19 protein-coding genes are annotated in these 22,065 nt (G+C 56.3%); 15 read left to right on the plus strand and 4 right to left on the minus strand.

Going from position 1 to position 22,065, the window contains the following annotated elements:
- Nucleotides 1-66 precede the first annotated feature (66 nt).
- From PSQ90_RS14890 to PSQ90_RS14905, 4 genes are all read left to right on the plus strand, one after another.
- Entirely contained in the window at nucleotides 67-930 is an 864-nt protein-coding gene (locus PSQ90_RS14890) for an aldose 1-epimerase (RefSeq protein WP_282211062.1), read from the plus strand.
- A gap of 57 nt (nucleotides 931-987) precedes the next feature.
- Nucleotides 988-1,755, plus strand: coding sequence for an SDR family NAD(P)-dependent oxidoreductase (locus PSQ90_RS14895; protein WP_282211063.1), 768 nt, complete (start codon nucleotides 988-990; stop codon nucleotides 1,753-1,755).
- 431 nt (nucleotides 1,756-2,186) lie between these two features.
- Nucleotides 2,187-3,026 carry a phytanoyl-CoA dioxygenase family protein gene (locus PSQ90_RS14900; RefSeq protein WP_282211064.1) on the plus strand — a complete coding sequence of 280 codons (840 nt, stop codon included), beginning with the start codon at nucleotides 2,187-2,189 and terminating at the stop codon, nucleotides 3,024-3,026.
- A gap of 16 nt (nucleotides 3,027-3,042) precedes the next feature.
- Complete coding sequence (locus PSQ90_RS14905; RefSeq protein WP_282211065.1) at nucleotides 3,043-3,891, plus strand: helix-turn-helix domain-containing protein; 849 nt, start codon at nucleotides 3,043-3,045, stop codon at nucleotides 3,889-3,891.
- 294 nt (nucleotides 3,892-4,185) lie between these two features.
- Here PSQ90_RS14905 and PSQ90_RS14910 read toward each other — a convergent pair whose 3' ends face one another.
- Nucleotides 4,186-4,572, minus strand: a complete 387-nt coding sequence (locus PSQ90_RS14910; RefSeq protein ID WP_282211066.1) for a nuclear transport factor 2 family protein — start codon at nucleotides 4,570-4,572, stop codon at nucleotides 4,186-4,188.
- Nucleotides 4,573-4,892: 320 nt separating this feature from the next.
- Nucleotides 4,893-5,258, minus strand: a complete 366-nt coding sequence (locus PSQ90_RS14915; protein ID WP_282211067.1) for a hypothetical protein — start codon at nucleotides 5,256-5,258, stop codon at nucleotides 4,893-4,895.
- 463 nt (nucleotides 5,259-5,721) lie between these two features.
- On the opposite strand from PSQ90_RS14915, the gene PSQ90_RS14920 reads away from it, so the two are divergent.
- The 11 genes from PSQ90_RS14920 to PSQ90_RS14970 all read left to right on the plus strand — a co-directional run bounded on the left by PSQ90_RS14920 (nucleotide 5,722) and on the right by PSQ90_RS14970 (nucleotide 14,534).
- On the plus strand, nucleotides 5,722-6,993 hold the full coding sequence (locus PSQ90_RS14920; RefSeq protein WP_282211068.1) for a tyrosine-type recombinase/integrase: 1,272 nt from the start codon (nucleotides 5,722-5,724) through the stop codon (nucleotides 6,991-6,993).
- Nucleotides 6,990-7,610 (plus strand): hypothetical protein, encoded by a 621-nt coding sequence (locus PSQ90_RS14925; protein ID WP_282211069.1) that lies wholly within the window; start codon nucleotides 6,990-6,992, stop codon nucleotides 7,608-7,610. Before PSQ90_RS14920 ends, PSQ90_RS14925 begins: the two co-directional genes overlap by 4 nt.
- A gap of 75 nt (nucleotides 7,611-7,685) precedes the next feature.
- Nucleotides 7,686-7,934 (plus strand): helix-turn-helix transcriptional regulator, encoded by a 249-nt coding sequence (locus PSQ90_RS14930; RefSeq protein ID WP_282211070.1) that lies wholly within the window; start codon nucleotides 7,686-7,688, stop codon nucleotides 7,932-7,934.
- Nucleotides 7,934-8,554 (plus strand): hypothetical protein, encoded by a 621-nt coding sequence (locus PSQ90_RS14935; RefSeq protein WP_282211071.1) that lies wholly within the window; start codon nucleotides 7,934-7,936, stop codon nucleotides 8,552-8,554. Before PSQ90_RS14930 ends, PSQ90_RS14935 begins: the two co-directional genes overlap by 1 nt.
- 4 nt (nucleotides 8,555-8,558) lie before the next feature.
- Nucleotides 8,559-8,885, plus strand: a complete 327-nt coding sequence (locus tag PSQ90_RS14940) for a hypothetical protein (RefSeq protein WP_282211072.1) — start codon at nucleotides 8,559-8,561, stop codon at nucleotides 8,883-8,885.
- A complete protein-coding gene (locus PSQ90_RS14945) occupies nucleotides 8,878-9,177 on the plus strand; it encodes a phage tail assembly protein (protein ID WP_282211073.1) in 300 nt (99 codons plus the stop codon). The genes PSQ90_RS14940 and PSQ90_RS14945 overlap by 8 nt, the downstream gene beginning before the upstream one ends.
- Complete coding sequence (locus PSQ90_RS14950; RefSeq protein ID WP_282211074.1) at nucleotides 9,177-11,240, plus strand: phage tail tape measure protein; 2,064 nt, start codon at nucleotides 9,177-9,179, stop codon at nucleotides 11,238-11,240. Before PSQ90_RS14945 ends, PSQ90_RS14950 begins: the two co-directional genes overlap by 1 nt.
- Nucleotides 11,222-11,530: a hypothetical protein gene (locus PSQ90_RS14955; RefSeq protein ID WP_282211075.1), complete on the plus strand. Its 309-nt coding sequence runs from the start codon at nucleotides 11,222-11,224 to the stop codon at nucleotides 11,528-11,530. The genes PSQ90_RS14950 and PSQ90_RS14955 overlap by 19 nt, the downstream gene beginning before the upstream one ends.
- 31 nt (nucleotides 11,531-11,561) lie before the next feature.
- Complete coding sequence (locus PSQ90_RS14960; protein ID WP_282211076.1) at nucleotides 11,562-12,872, plus strand: S49 family peptidase; 1,311 nt, start codon at nucleotides 11,562-11,564, stop codon at nucleotides 12,870-12,872.
- 13 nt (nucleotides 12,873-12,885) lie between these two features.
- Nucleotides 12,886-13,824: a helix-turn-helix domain-containing protein gene (locus PSQ90_RS14965; RefSeq protein ID WP_282211077.1), complete on the plus strand. Its 939-nt coding sequence runs from the start codon at nucleotides 12,886-12,888 to the stop codon at nucleotides 13,822-13,824.
- A complete protein-coding gene (locus PSQ90_RS14970; RefSeq protein WP_282211078.1) occupies nucleotides 13,821-14,534 on the plus strand; it encodes a hypothetical protein in 714 nt (237 codons plus the stop codon). Before PSQ90_RS14965 ends, PSQ90_RS14970 begins: the two co-directional genes overlap by 4 nt.
- A 746-nt stretch (nucleotides 14,535-15,280) precedes the next feature.
- Here PSQ90_RS14970 and PSQ90_RS14975 read toward each other — a convergent pair.
- Both PSQ90_RS14975 and PSQ90_RS14980 read right to left on the minus strand, forming a co-directional pair.
- Nucleotides 15,281-17,212, minus strand: a complete 1,932-nt coding sequence (locus tag PSQ90_RS14975; protein ID WP_282211079.1) for a hypothetical protein — start codon at nucleotides 17,210-17,212, stop codon at nucleotides 15,281-15,283.
- 109 nt (nucleotides 17,213-17,321) lie between these two features.
- Nucleotides 17,322-21,824, minus strand: a complete 4,503-nt coding sequence (locus tag PSQ90_RS14980; protein ID WP_282211080.1) for an esterase/lipase family protein — start codon at nucleotides 21,822-21,824, stop codon at nucleotides 17,322-17,324.
- Nucleotides 21,825-22,065: the final 241 nt, after the last annotated feature.

Genomic DNA, 22,065 nt, shown 5'->3' on the forward strand with positions numbered 1-22,065 from the left:
GAACAGCGACCTCGAAATTGCCGATACACAGGTGCGAGCCATAGTGCGACCTTCGATGGGGGGAGTTTGACCCGTTTCGATTGGATCGCGAACGGGGTATGCGAGCCGCTATTCCGCCCTTCGCCTGCAAATGGAACAAAATCGGCACTCGATCTTGCTGCGTTCGTACTGCTGCCTTGGTCAAACCGCGTGTCGGACGGAGGATTTGATTTTGAGGGAAAACATCATCGCCTATACCCCAATATTGACGGCGAACCATATCCAAGCCACGGCAACGCCTTCGAACTCGACTGGCACGTCGCCGAGGTGACGCCCACTACTGTAAGTCTGGTTACGCAGTCTTCCGGGCCGGGGCCCTATCGCTATGCGGCAACGCTGGGCTATGGGGTCGATCGCGGCGTCCTGACCGTGTCCATGGTTGTTGAAAACCGGGGCGATATTGCATTGCCGTTCGGGCTTGGTTTCCATCCCTGGCTGGTGCGCGAGCCCGACACACAACTTCAGGCGCCGGCCTCGTCAGTGTGGCTGGAAGACATTCGGCATCTGCCTGTTGGCGATCAGCCTGTCCAGATCCCGCCCGATTGGAACTTTTCGTCCTCTCATATCCTGCCGTCGGGCTTCATCAACAACGCGTTCATTGGCTGGGACTGTAAGGCCCATATCGACTGGCCTATGCGTGATCTGTCGCTCGCCATCGCGACTACCGAGCCAATGTCGACCTACATTGTGTACTCCCCCTCGGCCAGCGCGGACTTCTTCTGTTTTGAACCGGTGAGCCACGCTGTGGATGCGTTTCATCTACCCGGCGGTAGTGCTCGTCACGGGATGGTACGCCTTGCGCCTGGGGAAAACCTTTCGGGCAACATCCGTTTCGCGGCTAGACATGGCCGCAAAAGTCGAACCCAGCCAAACTTGGTTGGAGATTCCTAGCTTTGCCACCAACTTGCACGCGGTGACCCTATCCATACTAAGCCTGAGGAGGATGCCTTGCCCCTACGCCTCGAAAATCATCATGTTCTGGTAACCGGCGGTAGCCGTGGCATTGGTGCTTCAATCGTGGAGAAGGTTTTGGCTGAGGGCGCGCGCGTTTCGTTCATCGATATTGAGGAAAAACTTGGTATTGAGCATCAAGCCTCCCTCAATGCGCCAGATCGAACCTTTTTCGCCCGTGGCGATATCCGCAACGCGGAAGAGATTGCCGCTTTTCATACAAGCGCGGTCGCAAAACTGGGTCCCGTTACCGGTCTAGTCAACAATGCCGGACGCAACGCCAATGCGGACCCGGTAACAATGACGGAGGCCCAATGGGACGAATTCATGAGTGTGGACCTCAAGTCCGCTTGGCTCTGCGCTCGTGTAGTTCTCCCGGGTATGATCGCAGCGCGGCGCGGCGCCATCGTAAATATTGCATCCGTCCACGCCGATCACACGTTTCGCGGGTATTTTCCCTATGCCGCCGCAAAGTCCGGCCTCGTTGGCTTGACCCGTTCACTAGCCCTCGAGGTTGGCCTGCACCAGATCAGGGTCAACGCGCTTTCTCCCGGCTGGACCGAAACTCACCTCGTCGCCGAGTATTTCAAGCAAAACGATGCTGGCATGCAAAAAACAGTGATGGACAGTCATCCCATGGGCAGGATCGGGAAACCTGCAGAAGTTGCAAATTGCGCCGCTTTCCTGCTGTCGGACGAAGCGAGCTTTGTGACAGGTGCAAACTGGCGTGTTGATGGCGGTCTCGGCGCCCGCTTTGCCGGGTGAATTTATCGCCCGCGCGCCCCTGTGGTCCGATTTCAGTGATTTGCGCACGCCGAGCGGGACTATTGTTCAGGGATTGGGTTTACCCGCATTGAATCGCCTTTGATATTGGATTGCTGGCCACCGACATATTTCTCGACGCAGCGCCACTAGTTTGCGTCGACCGTCCACCCGCTCGGCCGACAGGTCCAGGTAAATTTGCCTGTCTCTGACGCAATGAATATGGAAATACCGCAAAATGCACCAAGGTTCTATAGCGCTTGCATGAATTGAGAAATTCGCGACAATATGCTGATATTTAACGAATAAAAAAATTCTTGCGTCAGTAACGTCATTTGACGTCCAGAACAATATGAAATCTATTTGAAACACCGATGGATGGCGAACCATCAGCGAAGGGGCATAGTGTCAAACTATATCCAAGGGAGGACGCGATGAGCGAGTATGATCTGAATGACTTTCTTTTTGACCTGCGTGGCTATTTGATCCTCGAAAATGCCATCGATGCGTCCTTGCTGGCCGGTCTCAATGCCGAATTCGATAAATTTCCCGATTTGCAGTTTGGCGAATGGCACGGCAATGCCCAGCGCTTGGACAATAATGGTCATGCGGGACTCGAGTTGCAAAATATCGTCGAGGTCGGCAAGCCATTTGAGACATTGATTGATCACCCCTCCTGGATAGATCGACTGCACCGATATTGCGGCGAAGAAGGCACCTGGGTGGAAGGTCTTTATATCGATGAATGTTTCGCCTCGATCCGCCGCAATGGAGGCTATTTTCCCATGCACTCTGGCGGGCAGGATGGTGTCATACGCAATCAATATGGCTTTCACAACGGCCGTTTTCGCTGTGCGCAGGTCAATATATTGCTAGCATTGACCGACATTGGTCCCGGTGATGGTGGCACTCGTATCTTGCCGGGCAGTCACAAAAGCAACATTGCCCATCCTGTGTTCTCCAAACCCTTCGAGGAAAGGGCCAAGGCCGACGATGAGGTCGTTGAAGGCTCGATCGAGGTTAATATGAAGGCCGGAGACGCCTTGATGTTTGTCGACGCGCTCAGCCATGGTGCCACCAAACGCACAAATGCCGGCGATCGTCGCGTGGTAATTTATCGTTATGGACCGATGTGGGGCAATACGCGCTATGGCTATCAATATTCGCCAGAATTGCTGGCGCGTTTGACGCCGGCCCAGCGCAAGATACTGCAGCCCATCACCCCGCGTGTGCCCGGCAATGCGCGCGGTCTGGATCGTCACGCCGCCGAATAGGATCAGGGAGGGCGCAATGGTTCAACCGCAGACCGAAATCACACCCGCGCCGCACTCCTCCCCGATCATTTGCGGCCTGTTGCGACAGGGTGAGGATCTCAGTCGCGGTTTTCGCCCCACCGGTACCAAGGATTGGCTGTTGATTACGACGCTCGGGGGCACCGGTTATGTTCGGGCCGGGCAGGGCGAATGGATCATCGGTGTCGGCGATTTGCTGCTCATCGCCCCCGATACCGCGCAGGAATATGGTCATTTCGACGAAAACAGCAGCTGGATTAATATCTGGGCCCATTTTCGCCCGCGTTCGCACTGGCTGAACTGGCTCAACTGGCCACAGCTGGCACGCGGCGTCATGCTCCTGCGTGGTGGTAGTCGCTTGAGAGAAATCGAACCCGAACTGCGTCGGATGACTGATATTGCCGTTGGGCCGCTCCGGCTCCGATTGGATGCAGCGATGAATGCGCTGGAGCGGGTGCTCATAATTTGCGACGACATTAATCCTATCCATGATCGATCCACGCTTGATCGACGCATAAAAAAAGCGCTCGAGATCGTTGGCGAACGTTTGGCGAAGCCGCTAGCCGTCGAGGATTTGAGCAAGGCGGTCGGTCTGTCGCGCTCGCGGTTTTCGGTGTTGTTCTCTGAACAACTCAGCATGTCGCCACAATCCTATATCGAGGCTGCGCGCCTGGCTCGGGCCGCCCAAATGCTGCACTCCTCATCGTGGCCGGTGGCGCAGATCGCCGAAGAGGTTGGTTTTCCCAACGCCTACTATTTTTCCACGCGCTTCCGTCGTCATTTCGGCATGCCGCCCTCGGTCTATCGATCGCTCGTCGAACGTGGCCAAGCCAACAACATTCATTGACCTTGAGTGTCGCAAAATGGTGGCCGTAAATACTAGGCGGCAAACCAATGATCAGAACCGGATAGCCGATGCCCTCGGCAAACGCACTGGCGCTACCGTAATCGTCAAATACGCGCCCGTCATATTGACCAATAATTTGCACATCGTGGCCAGCTTCGCGCAGTCGTTCCGCTGCGTCGCGGGCTCCCTCTTACACCAAGGACCGAATGGAATAGGGCAATATTGGTCAGTATGGCCTCCGATTGCGGGCGAGGGCTTTTTTGCCTCAAATCGCGAAGCAATGGCGTCAAAACATTAAGTCAGAAAAGTCTCGCTATGAGCATGGCATTCCCATCCGTTCGAACTACGGATCCATGTTGAACTATCTGCTGCCCGCAATTCTTGGGCCTTTCCGCCGATATTGACCTTCTGGCGCACCGTGTAGACGATTATTGCGATGTCGGGGGCGGGGGTGGAGACTTCAATGTCCTCGAATTCGTAGGAATTCAGTGTCCAATCGCCATCCTCGGTCATGGCACCCATCTTGTCTTTTGAAATCTTCATTATTCCTCGCGCACCCGTAACCAGGCTTGTTTCAGCCGAAAGCTTCGCCGTTTTGCTGCCGTCCTTTTGCTTCACTGCGTCCCAGTAAGACTTTTCGAGCGCGACAATATCCGCCGTCGTTGCATGGGTATTTGGCATGACTGTCTCCTGATTGGGTGTGTTCCAAAAAAACGCGCCCAATCATATAGAGTTCCAATCCTATAACAATCTCAGCGGCGTCGCTGCGGTCTGGAACCGCCATAAATACATTGACGAGCAGCGGCGCGCGAGCGGACAAAAAACGGCGCGGAACTTATGTTTCGGTCGCTAGAGCAGCACGCCACTGCGGTCAATAGCGGCCGCGGCACCTCGTTTGAACCCGTCCTCCAGCACCAGAATGTGCTTATGGTCTCCTGTTGCGATAGTTTTCCAGACCTCAATGTGAGACCTTGCAACTGCTGTTTCCTGCCGGGTCATCCTCACCGGTTCGTTGACGTCGAAGCACGCTGCCAATCTGTCGTCAGGTGGACGTGCAGCTGATCGGCAATGCGATAATTGGGGTCAATATCGGCTGATGCCGCCACTGCTCTGGCATCGATGGCGGAAAAGCGGTTGACCATGGAAGTGAGCCGAAATCCATCTGCCATTCGAAACCGACCGAGTTCGCGCTTCACCCTGCGCAATTTCTTAGGTTGGCGATCCAGGTTCACAACAATGATAGCCCCGATTTGGTCATTGCCAGAGCCGAACGCAGCTATTCTACCACCAGGAATGAAGCTCGATGCAGCGCGCATCGTTCGAAATGCCAGTCGGTGGAGAATTCCAGAGGCCTTGAGCAGGTTCATCGCATCATCCTATAGAGGCTCAAAACCCTGATCCGTCTACGTTGCGCCAATTTCGCGCATCGCCTCGGTAAGACAGATCCCATCTTGTTTCTGTGATGTCATCCCAGTTTGATAACAAGTCGAAGTCGGGCGGACCCAGCTGTCAGCAGAGCATTGGCATGCGATGCCAGAACAATGAAATCGAAATAGCCCATAAAAACGGGAAAGTCGGTTATCGTTCAACACGCTCAAGGTGGAAATTCGTTATTGGCGATCCCGACAGGATTCGAACCTGTGACCAACAGCTTAGAAGTCTATATTTTCTACCCCACGAGGTCGCACTTTTTCTACCATCTGAAAGTGGATTAATCCTATATTGGTTAGTGGCTTAGCGGTTTTGTTTTGCAAAGTTTGGCAACGGTAGTATAGCTCCCTAACGCGGGTTTTTGTTACCCCAGCGTTACCCCGGAGGGAGGGAGCAACCGTGGCAAAGGGACTTTCAGTTAAGGCAATTGACGCGATCAAGCCGACCGAAAAACGACAAGAAATCGCTGATGCGGCATGCCGCGGATTATATTTGGTGGTTCAGCCCACGGGTGTTCGCTCATGGAGCTTTCGGTATAGATCGCCCATCGACGCTAGGCCGCGAAAATTCACAATTGGCTCCTTGGACACAATCGGTCTTCAAGCTGCACGGGATGAGGCCGACGCGCTTCGTCTAAAGTTGCGGGGAGGAATTGACCCATCGAGCGAGCGCCGCGCCGAACGGTCGAAGGCTCAGGACACTTCGCGTGACGTTGGCGCACTATTGGACACTTTCATTGCGCGGCATGTCGAAACCAAAAAGGCTTCGACGGCGAAATTGCAAAAACAGCAAATCGAGGCAGACGTCCGCCCCTATTGGGAGGGGCGTAAGGTCGAGACCATATCTAGGGCGGACATAAATGATTTGCTCGACAGGATTGTTGATCGTGGCGCTACCGTGCACGCCAACCGGGTATTTGCCTTGGTGCGAAAGTTTCTGAATTGGTGTGTGGATCGTGGTGCCATTGAAAGGTCGCCCGCTCAGGGCATGAGAAGGCCGACGGATGAAGTCACGCGAATGCGGGTCTTGTCGGAGGACGAAATTCGCTGGCTTTGGGCGGCCACTGCCGACTGTGGCAACTTTGGCCAATGCGTACGGTTGCTATTGCTCACTGGCCAACGTCGAATGGAGGTTGGTGGAATGCGTCGGTCCGAGTTGGACCTTGCTTCGCCCCAGCCATTTTGGACCATACCGGCCGCCCGCACGAAAAACGGTCGCGAGCACATGGTGCCGCTCGTGCCTACTGCGGTCGCGGAACTTGAGCGCGTTCCGCAATTTGCGGGATCTGATCTTGTATTTACTCTTGATGGTGTCACCGTCAGCTCAGGGTGGTCAAAATCGAAGTCAAGGCTTGATGTTGCAATGCTAGCTGTGGCGCAGAACGAGGCACTAGACGAGGGTAGGGCGCCCCCAGACGCCATTCCTACTTGGACCTTGCATGACCTACGTCGTACCTGCGCGAGTGGACTGGCGCGATTACGCCAGTCGCCCCACGTCATTGAAGCATTGCTCAATCACAAGAGCGGTCAGGTGTCGGGGGTGGCAGCGGTTTATAACCGGTATGAGTATCAGGACGAGAAGCTGCAGGCTCTCCAAGCCTGGGAGCGCTATTTGCTCACGCTATGTGAGGGTCAATCCGCCAACGTGATCCCAATTCAGAGGGGAGCATGATGGCTATCCCTATCGAAGGGCCAGAGTTTCATTTTGCGGACGACGATTGGAGTGTGATTGCTGAGGCGCTTTTGTATCATCATCAGACCGCGTTCACCGATGAAAAGGCTGCGCGCGTTCTCTTAGAGGAAGAAATTGAGTACTGGATTTCAGGTCAAAGCAGAACAGAACTAAGAGAACGGCGCGATGCTTATGACGCAGAAATTGCGAAGTTGAAGAAAATTGCCGAAATCGCCGCCACGGTTAACAAGGAAAAGACTTTTGATATTCCTGTTCCGCAAGTTGACGTGCAGCGAATAAATGAATGGGAAACCTTATGGAAACCATATGGCCTAAGCGACGCAAACGCGCGTGGTGATTTAGAACCAATACTTTGCCGCTGGTGGTGGATTGCGGGAAATGAAGTAGGCGCAGGAAGTGCCGATGGGGGTAGTGGGCCATTGGTCAGATTTATCATGACTGCCTGCCGAGCTGCGGGCGAAGCTTGCGACAAAATCCGTGCTAGGAACGTTGTACGAAAGGCGAAAAAAGAGATCAGCCGAGGCGAATGGGGCGAACGGGATCCCGAACGGTTTTATCTAGATATCCTCACCGACCCGTCCCAAATATTCCGATAGTCTAAGGGTGGTAAAATGGAAAATTTCTTTTTTTCATTTTACCATTTTGCCGAACGAAAAGCTGCCCGCTAATTCATGAGCCTCTATTTTTTAAGCAGAGGTATCATGATGGACAAAGTTTCGAAGATTTCGAGTGCAAAAACCTTCCTAAGCGCCAATCAAGTCCGCCAGCGCTATGGCAAAATTTCAGACATGACGCTTTGGCGCTGGCTGAATGATGAGGCACTGGGGTTTCCCAAGCCAATGGTTATTGCGCGCCGTCGCTTTTGGCTCGAGAGCGACCTAGACGCATTCGACGTCCGTACGATGAGGGAGGCTTCATAATGCGCCTCACCGTAGATCAAACTAAACCGACTCCCCGCGAACGACTAGATATCGCGATAGCGGAATTCGCAGCCTGCGTATCTCCCCAGGATATTGCGACGGTCAAAGAAAAACTAGAGTTGGTGTTAGCCGTCTCCACGGAAATCTCAAATATGCCTCGGGTCAACGACGACGGAGAGGCCGTTGCTAGAGCTAAGCGGGAACTGATCAAGTTGCAGGCGCGCGCCGTGCTTGGTGAGGTTGTCGATATTGATCTGGCGAAAAAGGCAGTCTCCGAAGCCGAAGCAAATACCATTGACTGGAAGGAACGTCTGAAAGCTCTTCTTGAAATCAAGCAGGAACGGCTTTCTTCGCTCGACACCGCAAACGTCGCAATGATGCGTAAGTTCCAAGTTGCCGAAGCGCGGATCGATGAGGCCGCGAGGGCCGTAGCCCAAGAAGCGGCCGATAACCTGAGCATCGCAGCCAGAGCATTGCAGTCGGTTGATTTCACTGGATATGCGGGAGCACTAACTTTGCCCCTATCAAGTGCCGGACGCAATTTTCAAGTCGATCCTGAAATCCTTCGTGTCGTCGACACCGCATCTCGCGCTATGCGTACGATTAACAGGGGGGTGTAAGGCAATGACACGGCTTTACCACCCCGTTTCCATTGTGGGGGGCGCCTTAACGGACATCATCATTCGCCCCCCAAATAGGTCTGTGTTCAAATTGAAGGCGTCCACTCGACTGGGCAATGGGTTCACCGATCCACATTTCATCCGTTTTGCGGCATGGCTTTCCGGGTTCTCTGAAGCGACGATAGCGTATTTGTCAAACGACGATCGCTTCAACCTCAGGCACCAATTAGAAACGGAATTCCAGAATGCCTGCCGGCGCTTTCGCACCGGTCGGGCGGTAGCCAAGCGCAAGCGCCGGCTGGGGAAAGTTCATGGTGAGCACCATGACTGAGTTTGTGAAGAAGGTGGCGCTAACGCGCCCGATCGACCGCGACGGCGTCAAGATAACAGCGGTTGGTCTGCAAAGGCCAACCAAACAGGTCATTGATGGCTGGAACGCCACATTGCGAAAACTTGAGGCCGATGCAGAACGCCCACTGACCGAAACTACCAAGTGGCTTCATGCCATTGCTCACATGACCGACCTACCGATTTCGGCAGTTCGGATGCTTTCGGTTCCCGACGCCAAGGCGCTGGCGCACCATATATGCGATCTGAAAGCTGAGCATGGGAGAGCAGGATAATGGCTCAACTCACGTCCAGTCTCATCGTCAAGCTCATTGACGGCGTTACCGCGCCAGCCGCGAGAATGTCGAAATCCCTGCTGGGGCTGAATAAGGCCTCATCGGGGAGTTTCGGAACGCGGTTGACGGGGGCGATCAATAGCAATAACGCAGCGCTAAGCAGGGCGCGTGGGCGGCTGTTTGACGCCGCCGCCGGGTTTTACGCCCTAAAGGGGGCTATCGCGGCTCCGGTCACCGAAGCCATGAATTTCGAAAGCGCCATGGCCGATGTGCGCAAGGTGGTCAACTTTGATACGCCTCAGGGCTTCACCGACTTCAAGACGCAACTGCTAGAGCTATCCCGGTCGGTTCCCCAAACGGTCAACGGCTTGGCAGAGATTGCCGCCGCTGCCGGGCAGGCCGGTATTGCCCGCGAAGATCTGATCAAGTTCACTGATGCGGCGGCCAAGATAGGCGTTGCCTTTGATATCAGCGCCGACCAGTCGGGCGATGCCTTGGCCAAGCTCATGACCGGTCTAGGGCTTACCGTCGATCAGGCGGTTTTGCTTTCTGACAGCATGAACAATCTGTCCAACTCGCAAGCATCGAGTGCGGCAGAAATTCTTGACGTGGTGCGCCGCGTCGGCGCTCAGGCCAAATTGTACGGGTTCACGGCAGAGCAAACGGCGGCGTTCGCGTCGGCAATGATTGCAGCCGGTGCTGAAAGCCAAGTGGCTGCAACGTCATTCCGCAACATGGGCATGGCCCTCACGCGCGGCGCCAGCGCCACCAAGCGCCAGCGTGAAGCCTTCAAAGATCTCGGCATGGACGCCAAGACTGTGGCGGCCGATATGCAGCGCGACGCGGTGGGCACCACGACAAAGGTTCTCGAAGCCCTGTCAAAACTTCCCAAGGAAAGCCAGGGCGCCGTCGCCAGCAACCTATTCGGCAATGAGGCGCGGGCGCTTGGTCCATTGCTGACCAATCTTGATCTGGTCAAAAAGAGTATCGGGCTGGTGAGTGACGAGGCTGACTATGCCGGATCGTCATTCAAGGAATTCCAGATCAGGTCGAACACCTTCGCGAATAGGGTGTCGCTGTTCAATAACCGCCTATCGGAAATGAAGATCACCATCGGCAACGCGCTCATTCCGGCGCTTACCGATTTGATGGCCGCGATCACGCCGGTCATTGAGGCGGTTGGAAACTTTGCGGCGGCGCACCCTGAGCTTACTCGGAATGTTCTGGTGGCCGCCGGTTCGCTGGTAGCCTTCAAGATCGCCATGGCCGGGCTGACCTTTGTCGGTCTATTGGGCAAGGGCGGGGCATTGTCCCTGCTTTCCATCGGCTTCAATACCATCGGCAAGTCTGCCATTGGCGCCAGCCGGGCGGCAAAGGCCGCCGTCGGCTTGCAAGCGGCGCTGGCTGGTATGAGCGGCGTCAAAATGGGTGGGCTGGAAACCATGGGCGTAGCCCTTAGGGGCATGGCCATGGCGGTTCCCGGCGTGTCGGCCATCGGTACGGCACTCACGGCGGTAGGCGCCGCCCTGGCGGCAGTCTCGGCGCCGGTATGGGGCACTATTGCAATCGCGGTCGCGGCGGTAGGCGCCGCCGGGTTCACGCTCTGGAAATATTGGGACCGCGTATCGTCGGTCTTCGGTGGCGTGGCCTCGCGCATTGGCGAAGAATTGCAGCCAGCGCTTAAGCTGATCGAGCCAGTAACCACACCTATTGGTGCTGCGGCTCGCTCAATTGGCGATGGCTTCCAGTTTGCCAGCGACAAGATCAAGGCCTTTAGTGGCTGGATCGCGTCGTTCTTCCAGCGCGAAACGCTGAGCGATGAGCAAAAGGCCGAGTTCTCTAAGGCCGGGTATGACGTGGCCGACGCCATGATCAATTCGATCAAGGACGCCTTCAACAACTTCATTGAGTGGATGAAGGGCATACCGCAGCGCATTGTTGAGGCCATTGGCACAATTGATCTGAGCGGGATTATCCAGTTCCCCGATGTAGGGGGTGGCTTTCCAGCTTTGGCGGCCCAGTTACGCCGAAGGCCAACCGCATTGTGCCCACATCGCCCATGAGCGCGCCCGATGCTCCTTCGGGCCACCGGGCAACGGGCGGGCCGGTATGGGCTGGCGGATCGTTCATTGTCGGCGACGGCGGCGAGGAAGAAGTGTTCACGCCTAAGTCGTCGGGCACGATCACACCGGCCAGCAAGGTTGGCGGCGGCAACATCACGATTGGGCCGTTCACAATCTCAGGCGGGGGAGATCCTATGGAGACTGCCCGGGCAGTCGCCCGCGAGGTCGAAAGCGCAATGAACCGGCTGATGCGCGGCGCCCACACAGATAGCGAGGCTTGGGACACCTGATGCAAGCGCTCAAACAATTAAGGACAAGACCATGAGTACCTATTTGCCACTATTGGCTGAGCGCCTTCTCAACAGGCCGCTCCTTATCGAACCTGCAAAGGCCCACACGATCTTAAGCGTGCTGGAAGGTCGGATTGCACCTGGCTTGATGGAGGAAACAGTTCCTCCCGACGCCAGCCGATTTATCGGCTCAGGAAAGCGACCCGACGGAGGTGGCAGTTTTGTTCGCGCATTGGGCTCAACAGCGATCATCACCATTGACGGATCACTGGTGAACCGCGGCGCTTGGCTGAACAGCAACTCTGGTCTGGTGTCCTATGAGGGCATTGCGGCCCAAGTGAAGGATGCTGCCGAAGACAAAGATATCAAGAATATCGTGCTCGATATCAACAGCTCCGGCGGCGAGGCCACCGGCATGTTCAGCGTGATCGAGACGATATGGGCCGCGCGAAAGACTAAGCGCGTCATGGCAGTCGTAAACGATGTGGCTTGTAGCGCTGCCTATGGCATCGCGAGCGCCGCTGACCGCATTTACGTGTCACCCACGTCAATAGTGGGGTCCATCGGCGTTGTAATGATGCACCTCGATCGATCCGTTGAAATGGCCACGAAAGGCATTCGCCCGACGCTGATCCATGCGGGAGAGCACAAGGTAGACGGTAACCCATTTGCGGCTTTGGACGACGATGTTCGCGAAACGCTCCAAAGTGATTGCGATACCTTTTATCACCAGTTCCTTGCATTCGTTGAGGGCGGTCGAAAAGGCCGCCTATCAGCAAAGGCGGCCATGCACACAGAGGCGCGAACGTACATTGGGGTAGCCGCGATAGCAGCCGGTCTCGCCGACGATTTTGGGTCAATTGATGAGGTCATTGCGCGGCTGGCGCGACCAGCATCAAAGTCGGCAACCCCTGTTGCAGGTTCCATAGCGGGGCATCCGGCGCCCACGGCGACGAATGCGGCTCAGAGCAGCAAGGCAGATGCACAAAAGGGTTGGGCCAAGGCGTTTAGCGCCCGCGCCCAAACTCAAAGCGACGGCAAATCAGCTAATGGCTCCAACAACGGCTGGAAAAAGGTCTTTGCCGGTGCGGACAAGCTCAACCTCAATGCGAGGCCACTGGAAGCGCCCGCGACGCCCAATGAGGGCTGGCAAAAGGCTTTCGGCGCCAAGAAGACGGATAGCGGCCAGCGGCCTGACAGCGATACCCACGGTTGGAAAAAGGCTTTTGCCGATAGGGAGAGGGGCGATTTGAATGCGCGCCCCACTTGGACGCCGGCGTCCGGTAATCACGGCTGGGCAAAGGCCTGGGGCAAAAAGCCAAGCCGAAACTCCAGGCAGTGAGGGGGGCGGGCAAATGGAACCAGTTTCGAGGTTGAAATGGCTTGAGCAGGTAGCTGAGGACGGCGATCTACCGCCGTCTTCGGTACGGGTGGCAATTGTTCTGCAGAACTATGTGAACAATAAAACGGGCGATGCGTGGCCCTCTCAGGCGCTGCTATGCGAGCGCCTGACGACCCGCCGAGGGCCAATGTCCCGCAAGGGTTTACAAGTGGCAATCGGCGCACTTGTCGATGCGGGACACCTTGCGGTGGAAATATGCAAAGGACGAGGGGCAACAAACCGCTATCGCCCTGTTCTGAAAAGCACGAGCGACCGTAAGCTGCAGGTCCGAGAAAATGCGAACGCCCGTACGCACAAAATAGATGAGAAAAAGGCGAACGCACGTTCGCACCAAACGGCGGATAAAATGCGTACGCCTGTTCGCGGGGGTGCGTACCTACGTACGCGGGGGTGCGTACGCACGTACGCAGGGGTGCGTACGCACGTTCGCACAGAACCTATAGAAGGAACCTATCTAAAGAACCTATCGAATGAACCTACCGAAAAAGACAGTGTGTCTGTCGAGGTTGTTGATGAGCTTTTGGGTGAGGACACAGACAGCCAATTCGAGACATTTTGGCAAGCTTATCCGCGCAAGGCGGCTAAGGCCGCCGCGCGTAAAGCCTATGCGACTGCAATAACCAAGATCGCGCCCGATACGCTCTTACGCGCCGCCATGGCTTATGGCGGCGCCACCGCCAACATTGAGCCCAGGTATATCAAGCATCCGGCAAATTGGTTGAACGCGGAGGGCTGGCTCGATGACAACCCGAGGTCTGATCAAGGCCAGACCCTAGACGCCGAAGGGAATGTAATTTCCGCGAACTTCCAAAATCGAGGTCGGCCAAATCGATCTGAGGAAATAGATCGCATGGTGGAAAACATCTGCGAGCAGGGAGGGAGCGTAATATGAATTTTATCAACCCGGTCTCAATTGACCCAAGTTTCATCCCCTATGAATTGCTTGCGATGGATCATCGTCAAAAGGTGGAGCTGTTCAACGATCAAAAGCGCGTCGGCCACTACACCAAAGGCGTCTATCAAGCGTGCAAGAACGCCGCAAGCATCTTTGAAGAAATCAAAAGTGATTTAGGCGATAGAACGTTCGAGGATTTTCTACATCCTGGCCCGTATTCCAATTTGAAAATTGCAGACGCTGAGCGGATAGCCCCCAACGTAATTGCGCGTCTGCCTGAAATAGCAGTCCTAGAAGCCAACAGAGATTTCGCCATAGCAGCGGCTCGGTTTTCCGCGCCTTACAGCGCGGTGGCCAACCTCATCGGCTTCTATGCAAAAGCATCGGTTTCCATAAATCTAACTGAGGAACGAATTTCGGCCACCACCGAAGCTCTTACATATTTTGAGGATAAGGATCATGACGGGAATGAATTCGGGGGGTTCGCCATTCCCGTCATACAGATTGCCCTTAGGAAGGCCATTGAGACCGAAAAATACTTCGCGCCAGCGGCGACGATAATTAATTTGTGCAAGGATGGTCGTCAGTTTTTTATTTGGGGTGAAGCCAAGCTGAATAGCTTAATTCGTCTCCATGAAGTGACAAGCGATTGTTTACCTGACCCGGCGTGGGTTGATAGTGGCAATGACGACGATATCCCATTTTAGGTGAGGGTGGGTCACAGGATGGCTGCGGGCGCGGCGCGGGGCCACCCCACACGGGCGGAAACGCGAAGGCGAGTAAGGGAGATTCATTTTGACGCTCCGCCCACCCACGCCCCCTTAAAAGCTATTTGCGGTAGAGGGGGTACCTATAGGGACCGTACAGATGGGCTGGCCGACACGGGTAATTTTGCCCCCGGTTTTTGCCCGCTTTTTTCGTTTTCAAATTTCCATTTTGTTTTGTCCTGTCCGTCGTCAGATTAATTGGCGCAGTTTGGGTTTGGGAATCCATGCGATGATATAGCGCGAGTAATCGCCGAGCACGGTGGACAGGTACTTCCAGCGCCAGCCGATGATCCTGAAGTAGGTAAAATTGGTTTTTGCAGCATCAGGTCGGCAACGCATTCCTTCAACGCACCGGCCTCACGGCGCAAAACTCGGTGAAATCAGCGTTTTTTGCGAGAAGGGTAGGGCGACCTACACCGTCGGGTTTCTTCGAGAGGAAACAATCTGAGGAGTTGCCTTGCAATGGGAGCGGTGCCTCTGTCGGGACGGAAGCTGAAGGGCAGGATGGGGGCCGATAGCAGACTGTCCGCTATTGGCGGTGCTCGGCGACAAGCAGACACCCCGACGGAATAGCCTTGGATCCGCTTGTGGCCCAAAGCGGAACCCAGTTACTTATACGAAGAGGTTTCCTGACTTCGCTTGGCGATGTGGACTCCCGTTGCCACCTTCCGCGCCTTCGGCCATCGCTACGCGGCTTGCGCAACCGCAGCCAAGGCCGCATCCGCCTTGCCAACATAGGGCCAAAGGTATGGGACAACAGCGCAAAGTTTTCGAAGGTGCTGGCGAATGCCAAAGGCATCTTCCGCGGTCATCTCCTCCTGGGCGATCTCCACAAACCATGCCCCGACCGACTCGCACCACGCTTTGAGTTCAGGGTTCGCTGCCGAAGCTATCAGGCCAACGCGTATTAGGGCGTCAACGTCGAAATGAGTTCCGGGTCGCCGCCGCAGAACGCGGGCGAGGATGCGAACATCTTCGCTAAGTTCTGGTGCACGGGTAACCGCAGCAACGGTGGCCAAGCCTATCAGTAAAGCGAATGACTCTCCGTCGCTGTTGCCCATAGCAACTTGGTGCCGCACCTTCTTCAGTGCCTCTCCCGCGAGCCGCGAGTGCTCCTCGGTAATCCGGAACACGAGAGCTGAGTTCACAAGTCCCGCGAGCGATTGAGAATTGAGCGTCTCCCTATCCTTCTCGCCTCGCAGGTCGTCAACTAGCTCGGCCGGCAGCTCCATGGCTGGGACGGTCTTTCCCTCCAATGGCCCGGGCAAGTACGACATAGGAAATTTCACCCGAGCTCGCAGCCCCTCTTCGCCGTCTCCCTTCAATAGAGCGCGAAGCTTTTCCGATCCTTCGTTGTCCTCAAGCCGATTTCCTGCGGTGACTATTCGCGAAATCGCCTCGTCTTTAAGCCGCTCTGGAGACATGAAATCCGGGAGCCATCTCGGTTCGACGCGCAAATCGGCCAGCGCCTGCACAAAGAAGTCGCCACCCCTACCCATTGTCGCCCACTGCGAGAACGATTCAATCTGGACGTGGCTCAAGACGAGTTCGCGTTCAAACATCGCGGCCTGGGCCAACGCGGCGAGCCTCCGCCAGTACGGTGGTTCGTCGAGCATCAGGTTACGTCGTGACAGCTCGCCATCGACAAGCACGAACAAGCTGGCAGTGAGGGCAAACCGACTATCATCGGCGGTGACATCCTCGTCCCTAATCTCTTCGATCATTCTGATGAGACTACCCTCTATGCCTGGGTGGGTGGCGATCGATCGTATGCCGATCTCCACCGCAGCGATCTGCGAGAACCGATCCCCTCGATCCGCAAGCCACTCATAGGCGGTCACGACATCCGCCTTTGGCTTTTCGCCAAGTTCCACTAATTCGGAAATGGTGGAGTGGCCCCCTGCGACGAGAAGCGCCAAGGCAAACCCGACTGCTGGATCCCATCGCTGCAACGCTTCAATGTGAGCTTTGCAAGGCCCGGAAACGAAGTCGCCAAGTTCGGTCTTACCGAGCGACGAGCCGACTAAGCGCTGAAAGTACACTCGGCTATGCGGGATGATTGTGGGGATCGACGCCTTCCCGAGTTTCGCATCGGCGCGTATCTTTTCCCGAATGCGAACCGGACTCTGTTCTAGTTCGCCCATCAGTTGACTCACCTCTGCGTCGGACAACGGCCCGCCCTCGAGACGTTGCCGCCACATGTTCGCGGAAGCGTCATGTACGAAGTCGCGCTCAGCGATCCGATCGAACTCAGCTAGCCGGTCCGATGCCTTCGGTGAAACCATAGTGAACCCTGGAAGCTCAAAGGTCTCTGACCCAACTTTGCAAGCGACGATCGTCCGGTCGTCGTCAACTCTCAGCGCAAGTCCACAAGAACGTCCGTCTTCGGCGACGACAGTCCTGACTTGGGACCGATCCGCGTATAGCTCGCGAAGTGCGTTGAAAAACGTCGACCGCAGGAAGGCGAGGCCTAAAGCGCCGAAGGTAAGTTCCGCCTCCGATGGGATGTCTAAGGTTTGCTTGAAGCCCGGCAGGTCAACGATATCTTCACGTAGCGCCTCGTGAAAGTTGAGTAGCGCCGCAACCGCCTTGAGACGTTTTTGTTTCGATTCGGTCACGCGTCGTCCCCGTCGTCATCGAGCTCTGGCATTTCCCGGTTTGCCGTTGCTTCCACAACTCTACGGGCGATTTGCAGGACCCGCTCATAGACCCTTGGTTCGTGCTCTTTTACGGGTTCGAGGACGACGTGTTCGAACCAGTCCTCATATCGCTGGCGCACACTCTTCTCCGATCCAGGCAGCTGCGCAACCAGAAGGACCTGAGCGGCCCGAAGTTCGTCCGCTGGTGGGCGATCGGGGGGGATCTATGAGCCCACCCCCGTTGATCCAAGAACGGCAATAGCCATTCAGAGCGAGCCCTCGACACGTCTTCAGCCACGTCTGCTCGCCACTGCCTGCGAAGCGAATTGATGACGACTTGAAGATTTCCGTCGTTCCACTGAGACTCTTTGGGAAGCTGGAGCACATCAAGCATCCGGCTTTTTAGTTGCCCTTCTCGAATGGCCTTCAGTTCCGCGTTCTCGACCAAAGCCGCATCCGCCACATTGGCACTCGTCAGAGCGGCCTCAAGTTCCGTTGGTAGGATCGGCATCAACAGGAAGCCACCTCGCCGCAGGCGCGTTAGCACCTCCCCAAACGTTCTGTCCGAGATTGTCCCCTTTACTCTTAACGCGTCTAGGATGTCCAAAGATGTGAACACTGGTCGGCGACCTGACGGAACATCGATCGATCCATGTTGATTGAAGAACCGGTCATCGATGACAAACGCATCAGCGTCAGACACTGCAAACAGCCCGATGGTGGGCTGCTCAGTTGGATCGCTCGTATCGTCGTCAGAATCAGTTGCGGCCTGGAGTCCCAGCCGGATGTGGCCCGACCGGACACCATTGAGAACGGCTGCGCGAATGTCCTCAATGACGTCGTCGAGAGCAACCGTGTAGGCACGCCGATCCAAGAGCGCATCCACCAATGAGACTTCTCTCTTTGAAATGCGAGCTTTGAACCCCGCCGTCTTGAGTTTGGAAAGAAGACCAAGAAACTGGAAATAGCTAACCGCTACATCATCAAGATACAGCTCAGCCCCTTGAGGAATTAACCCAATCTGATGAGGCCACACGCCCTCGTGCGCCGAGAGATGCTTGATTGCGCGAGCCTCCTCCGCTTCAGTCAGATGACCAAGGCGCCTGAGGGCGGCAACCACGCTACCGCACGAAAGGATTGCTGGCTCGTAGCCGCTGACGTCGGATTGCTCTTCCATGAGACTGCCCGGCTTGTGAACCGGGAAGGGACGAACCACGAAGCTTGGCGTACCCGCTGCGGTAGAAGTCGATGCTGCGACCAGCATAGACGCAAGGTCCTCACCCACTTCGGTCTCGAGCGCCACGTTCGGCCTATCGGTCGGCTCAAAGGGCACCAACCCTTCGGAGTCGACCAAGCGCCGAATTTCCTCCGCGTCGCGAATGCGACTGGGTTGATGGAAGCGAGCCGCGCGACGTTGCTCTAGCAGCCAACCCATCGTTCGGTGCGAGAGCCTGACGCGTTCGAAATGCGCAAACGCGTTCGACAACTGACCGACGAACGCGAGATCGAGAAGCGCGGTAACGTCGAACGCCACGCACTTCCCTGTCACCTCAACAATAGGTCGCGTACCGCTGTAGGCGAACACCACACCACGCTTTCGAGGATCCGGTTGGTCGACGTTCGCTAGAGCGGTCATCGTGAACATTTCCAGCGGCGACCGGTTGACCAAGAACGCTCCCGCGTACATCGGCAGATCGCCTCTGAGGAGCTGATCCCAGGCGTCGTTCTCTCGACGATCCCAATCCGGCGCCATGTCCAATATCTGGCGGAAGTCGAACCGCTGCACCGGCCCATCGGCACCCGAGTTCGCCTCGGCAGTGACGAACCAAGCGTGGATTTCCTCAGTGCTTTCCCATCCGGCGGCGATGGCAGCCGTGTAGCAACTAATGAGTATGCCAGGATCACCATCGGCCTTGCGGGCAGCCTCGGTGATCAGATCGCGGTCCCGAGTAGAGCCAATATGCTGGGCCAGACTGCCCGCACGAAGCAACTCAGCGGAAGATAGTTCGTCGCGACGATCCCATTGTGTCTCAACGAATACGTTTAGGGCGCTCCAGTCGCCTGACGCGATCGCGATGTTGCTCTCAAGCGTTCGAGTGCTTTCGTTGTCAGAGTCCGCCCGGCTCTCCTCCAGCAATCTCTTCGCCGCAACGAGGTCGCCCAGACGGAAATGGGTCCATGCCTGAATGTGTTTGATGGTAGCCAGAGCAGCAAGCGCCGGATACCGAGAGGCCACGTCGAGCACGTCGGCGTACCTACCAGACCGATAAAGCGCCTCGACGTAGACAAACCCATGCGACGCTGTTTCGGTTTGTTCGAACAGCTCCTCTCCGTACACCGCAAGCTTCGCCCAGGCCATGTGTGTCCGCAGAGTGTCGAACAGGGTTAGAAGGCCCGGAAAGCGTTTGCCCTTCTGATAAGCAGCTTCGGCGCTCTCGATCGGATCGCTTCCCGCTTCGTCCGCGACTATCCGCCGAAGGCTTTCTATGGTCGCAACCGGAACGTCCTGCTTCTCAACTTCCGAAAGGACGGCACGAGCCTTGTCGAGCTGTTTTGACCTTGCGAGCGTCTCGACTTCGATCGCCTGTATCCACGTAGGATTGAAATATTCAGTCAGTTGGTCGCGATACTTCTCGATATAGACCGCAACCTCTGCCTCATCAGATTGCGATCTCGCCATCGCAAATCTCGCAACTGCGAGTTCGGCCGACTTGCCACCGGTTCGTGTCGATTCCCGCTCCAGCTCAAGCTCGACGGCATTCTTATCCAGCTTAACGCCGAATAGGAGAGCTATCGGCAAGCGCCTCAGGCGATGCTGTGGGTCCGACATGCTCGTTTCAAGAACACGCCAAGCCGCCGCACGGCTCTCCGCGTCTCTAAGTGACAGCCACAGCGCGTAGTCCGAGCTCATATTGGCCGCTCGGAACTGTCCCAAGAGCAGAAATGCTTCTTGAGACCTCTCGTAGAATGATTTGGCTTGGGTCCGGTGCTCAAGCGCGTCCGTCGTCGAGTTCAGCGGAAACTCATCGAGACCAATCGGAAGGTGCTCAAGCACACCTCCACGTAGCTCGGGATGGATCGCGGCCGCCAGGTGCGTGATTGCGGCAGAGTGAAGAAGCAAAGGCGTCGCTTCGAAGTCTGTCTCAGTCAAAGCTGCGACATCAGTCAGAGCTTGGTCGATGTCACCCGAAGCGATCCGTCGCTGGATGACACCGAAACGGCCGTCGCTATCCAGGTCAGCAGCAGAAAGGCCAGCCTCCTGCAGCCACCTTATCGCCTCCGCCGGTTCCTTCTTGTTGGCTGCGATTAAGAAGCGAGCCGTGTTGACCTGCTGTGTGGCAATACCAGCCAGCATCGCAAGTCCAGCAGATGCGTTTTGACTGCGAAACGCTGCGATGAAAGCGCCTGCAATCACGTTCTCTTCGCCAGCGCCCAGCGCTTTTGCTTCATCCAGACATTGCTCCGCTACGTCCAAGTCGACTGCAGCCAAGATACGGGCGCACCACGCGTAGGCAATACGCCTCGAAGCACCTGACGCAGCCTCCAGATCTCCGCCGCTTGCCAACTGCTTCGCGAGGCGCCGGGCTTCGCCGGGAGCGTCATAGCCGACGACGTATCTCGATTTTCGCAGTGTAGACAGGCGTCGTTCCAACTCGGCCGTGACAACCGCGTTCTCACCGACAGATCGCGGGCGTTGAGCGCCTTCGATTGCCGCCATGATATCGATTCGGGACGCACCTATTTGGGACGATAGCTTGTCGGTGCGCCGCTCAACGACCTCGCCGACATCAGCGATTGTATCAGCGATGAGCGTGTCCACGTGCTTTCCGGTGGTGGGCCTTGCGAGAAAAGCGAGCAGGTTCTGATACACATCCGCCTCGCGATTTCGCGGGGCCACGATGCTGAAGTGGTCCGCCACGATCGGGATCACGTTCGTTGCCGGAGAGAGCCCAGGATCGGCGCTGTCGGCTTTCACAACGATCCCACCTAGTCCGGGGATTCCCGCAAAAGACACCCGCTGAGTTTCGTGCATCACGAGAGCGTCGACGCTGTTCCTGTCAGCAAAGCTCCTAAACCAAACGTTCAGATCGCGGAGATGGGGATCATTGCGAGACAATCCGGCGGTCGTTGCGCGAGGCAACAAAAGCAATCCAAGTCGGTTCACGAACGACGCCTGATCTGATCCGCCGTGGGGCGTCCCGATGAACGCAATCTTACGAACTCTCCGCAGAAACTGCGCAACATCGGCGGAATGTGGAGCTTGGGCTTCGGCGAAGCGAAGGACCTGCTTCACGACCAGTCCACCAAGACTGTGCACAACGAAGTAGATGTCTCCGGTACGCAGGCCCGGTTCATTCACCAACCTGGGCAGTATGCTCGTCGCGCGGTCCGGTAGCGCAAGCGCGGCACCCTTCCTCCACCATGTGGAGGTTGCCTCATACCCGAGGCTCCAGACAACAACGTTGGGGATGTCCTGCTCCAGCCACTCCGGCCAGAAGTCCTTCGCACTCGAACCTGATAGCCAAGTTCCGTACGGCGCGCCATCGAGACCGTGCACGAAGATGACGTGCGCGGTCAGGCTCGCAGGCATTGCCTTTGGACGTATCAGGCTAACCAGAACGCGCCCCCAAAATAGAACGGGTGTATCTCCGCTACGATTCGCGACACCCGTCGAAGGTTAGGTGGTAAACAGATCGAATAGAGGCCATTGCACCGGTTTCGTCGTCTCAATGCAACTGCTACCACGACTTCCCCACAAAGACTTGCGAAAGAACGGTACAGGTCCGAACAACACGCCCCATTGGCGTCGATGCGTTCTGCAATCAACTGTC

Source organism: Devosia rhodophyticola (genome assembly GCF_028816475.1).
Classification (GTDB): Bacteria; Pseudomonadota; Alphaproteobacteria; order Rhizobiales; family Devosiaceae; genus Devosia; species Devosia rhodophyticola.

Bases quoted from the DNA above. Each gene is read 5' to 3' on its own strand.
- PSQ90_RS14900 (WP_282211064.1), top strand. From the start codon at position 2,187: ATGAGCGAGTATGATCTGAATGACTTTCTTTTTGACCTGCGTGGCTAT.
- PSQ90_RS14905 (WP_282211065.1), top strand. From the start codon at position 3,043: ATGGTTCAACCGCAGACCGAAATCACACCCGCGCCGCACTCCTCCCCG.
- PSQ90_RS14910 (WP_282211066.1), bottom strand. From the start codon at position 4,572: ATGCCAAATACCCATGCAACGACGGCGGATATTGTCGCGCTCGAAAAG.
- PSQ90_RS14915 (WP_282211067.1), bottom strand. From the start codon at position 5,258: ATGAACCTGCTCAAGGCCTCTGGAATTCTCCACCGACTGGCATTTCGA.
- PSQ90_RS14925 (WP_282211069.1), top strand. From the start codon at position 6,990: ATGATGGCTATCCCTATCGAAGGGCCAGAGTTTCATTTTGCGGACGAC.
- PSQ90_RS14930 (WP_282211070.1), top strand. From the start codon at position 7,686: ATGAGCCTCTATTTTTTAAGCAGAGGTATCATGATGGACAAAGTTTCG.
- PSQ90_RS14935 (WP_282211071.1), top strand. From the start codon at position 7,934: ATGCGCCTCACCGTAGATCAAACTAAACCGACTCCCCGCGAACGACTA.
- PSQ90_RS14940 (WP_282211072.1), top strand. From the start codon at position 8,559: ATGACACGGCTTTACCACCCCGTTTCCATTGTGGGGGGCGCCTTAACG.
- PSQ90_RS14945 (WP_282211073.1), top strand. From the start codon at position 8,878: ATGACTGAGTTTGTGAAGAAGGTGGCGCTAACGCGCCCGATCGACCGC.
- PSQ90_RS14950 (WP_282211074.1), top strand. From the start codon at position 9,177: ATGGCTCAACTCACGTCCAGTCTCATCGTCAAGCTCATTGACGGCGTT.
- PSQ90_RS14960 (WP_282211076.1), top strand. From the start codon at position 11,562: ATGAGTACCTATTTGCCACTATTGGCTGAGCGCCTTCTCAACAGGCCG.
- PSQ90_RS14965 (WP_282211077.1), top strand. From the start codon at position 12,886: ATGGAACCAGTTTCGAGGTTGAAATGGCTTGAGCAGGTAGCTGAGGAC.
- PSQ90_RS14970 (WP_282211078.1), top strand. From the start codon at position 13,821: ATGAATTTTATCAACCCGGTCTCAATTGACCCAAGTTTCATCCCCTAT.
- PSQ90_RS14980 (WP_282211080.1), bottom strand. From the start codon at position 21,824: ATGCCTGCGAGCCTGACCGCGCACGTCATCTTCGTGCACGGTCTCGAT.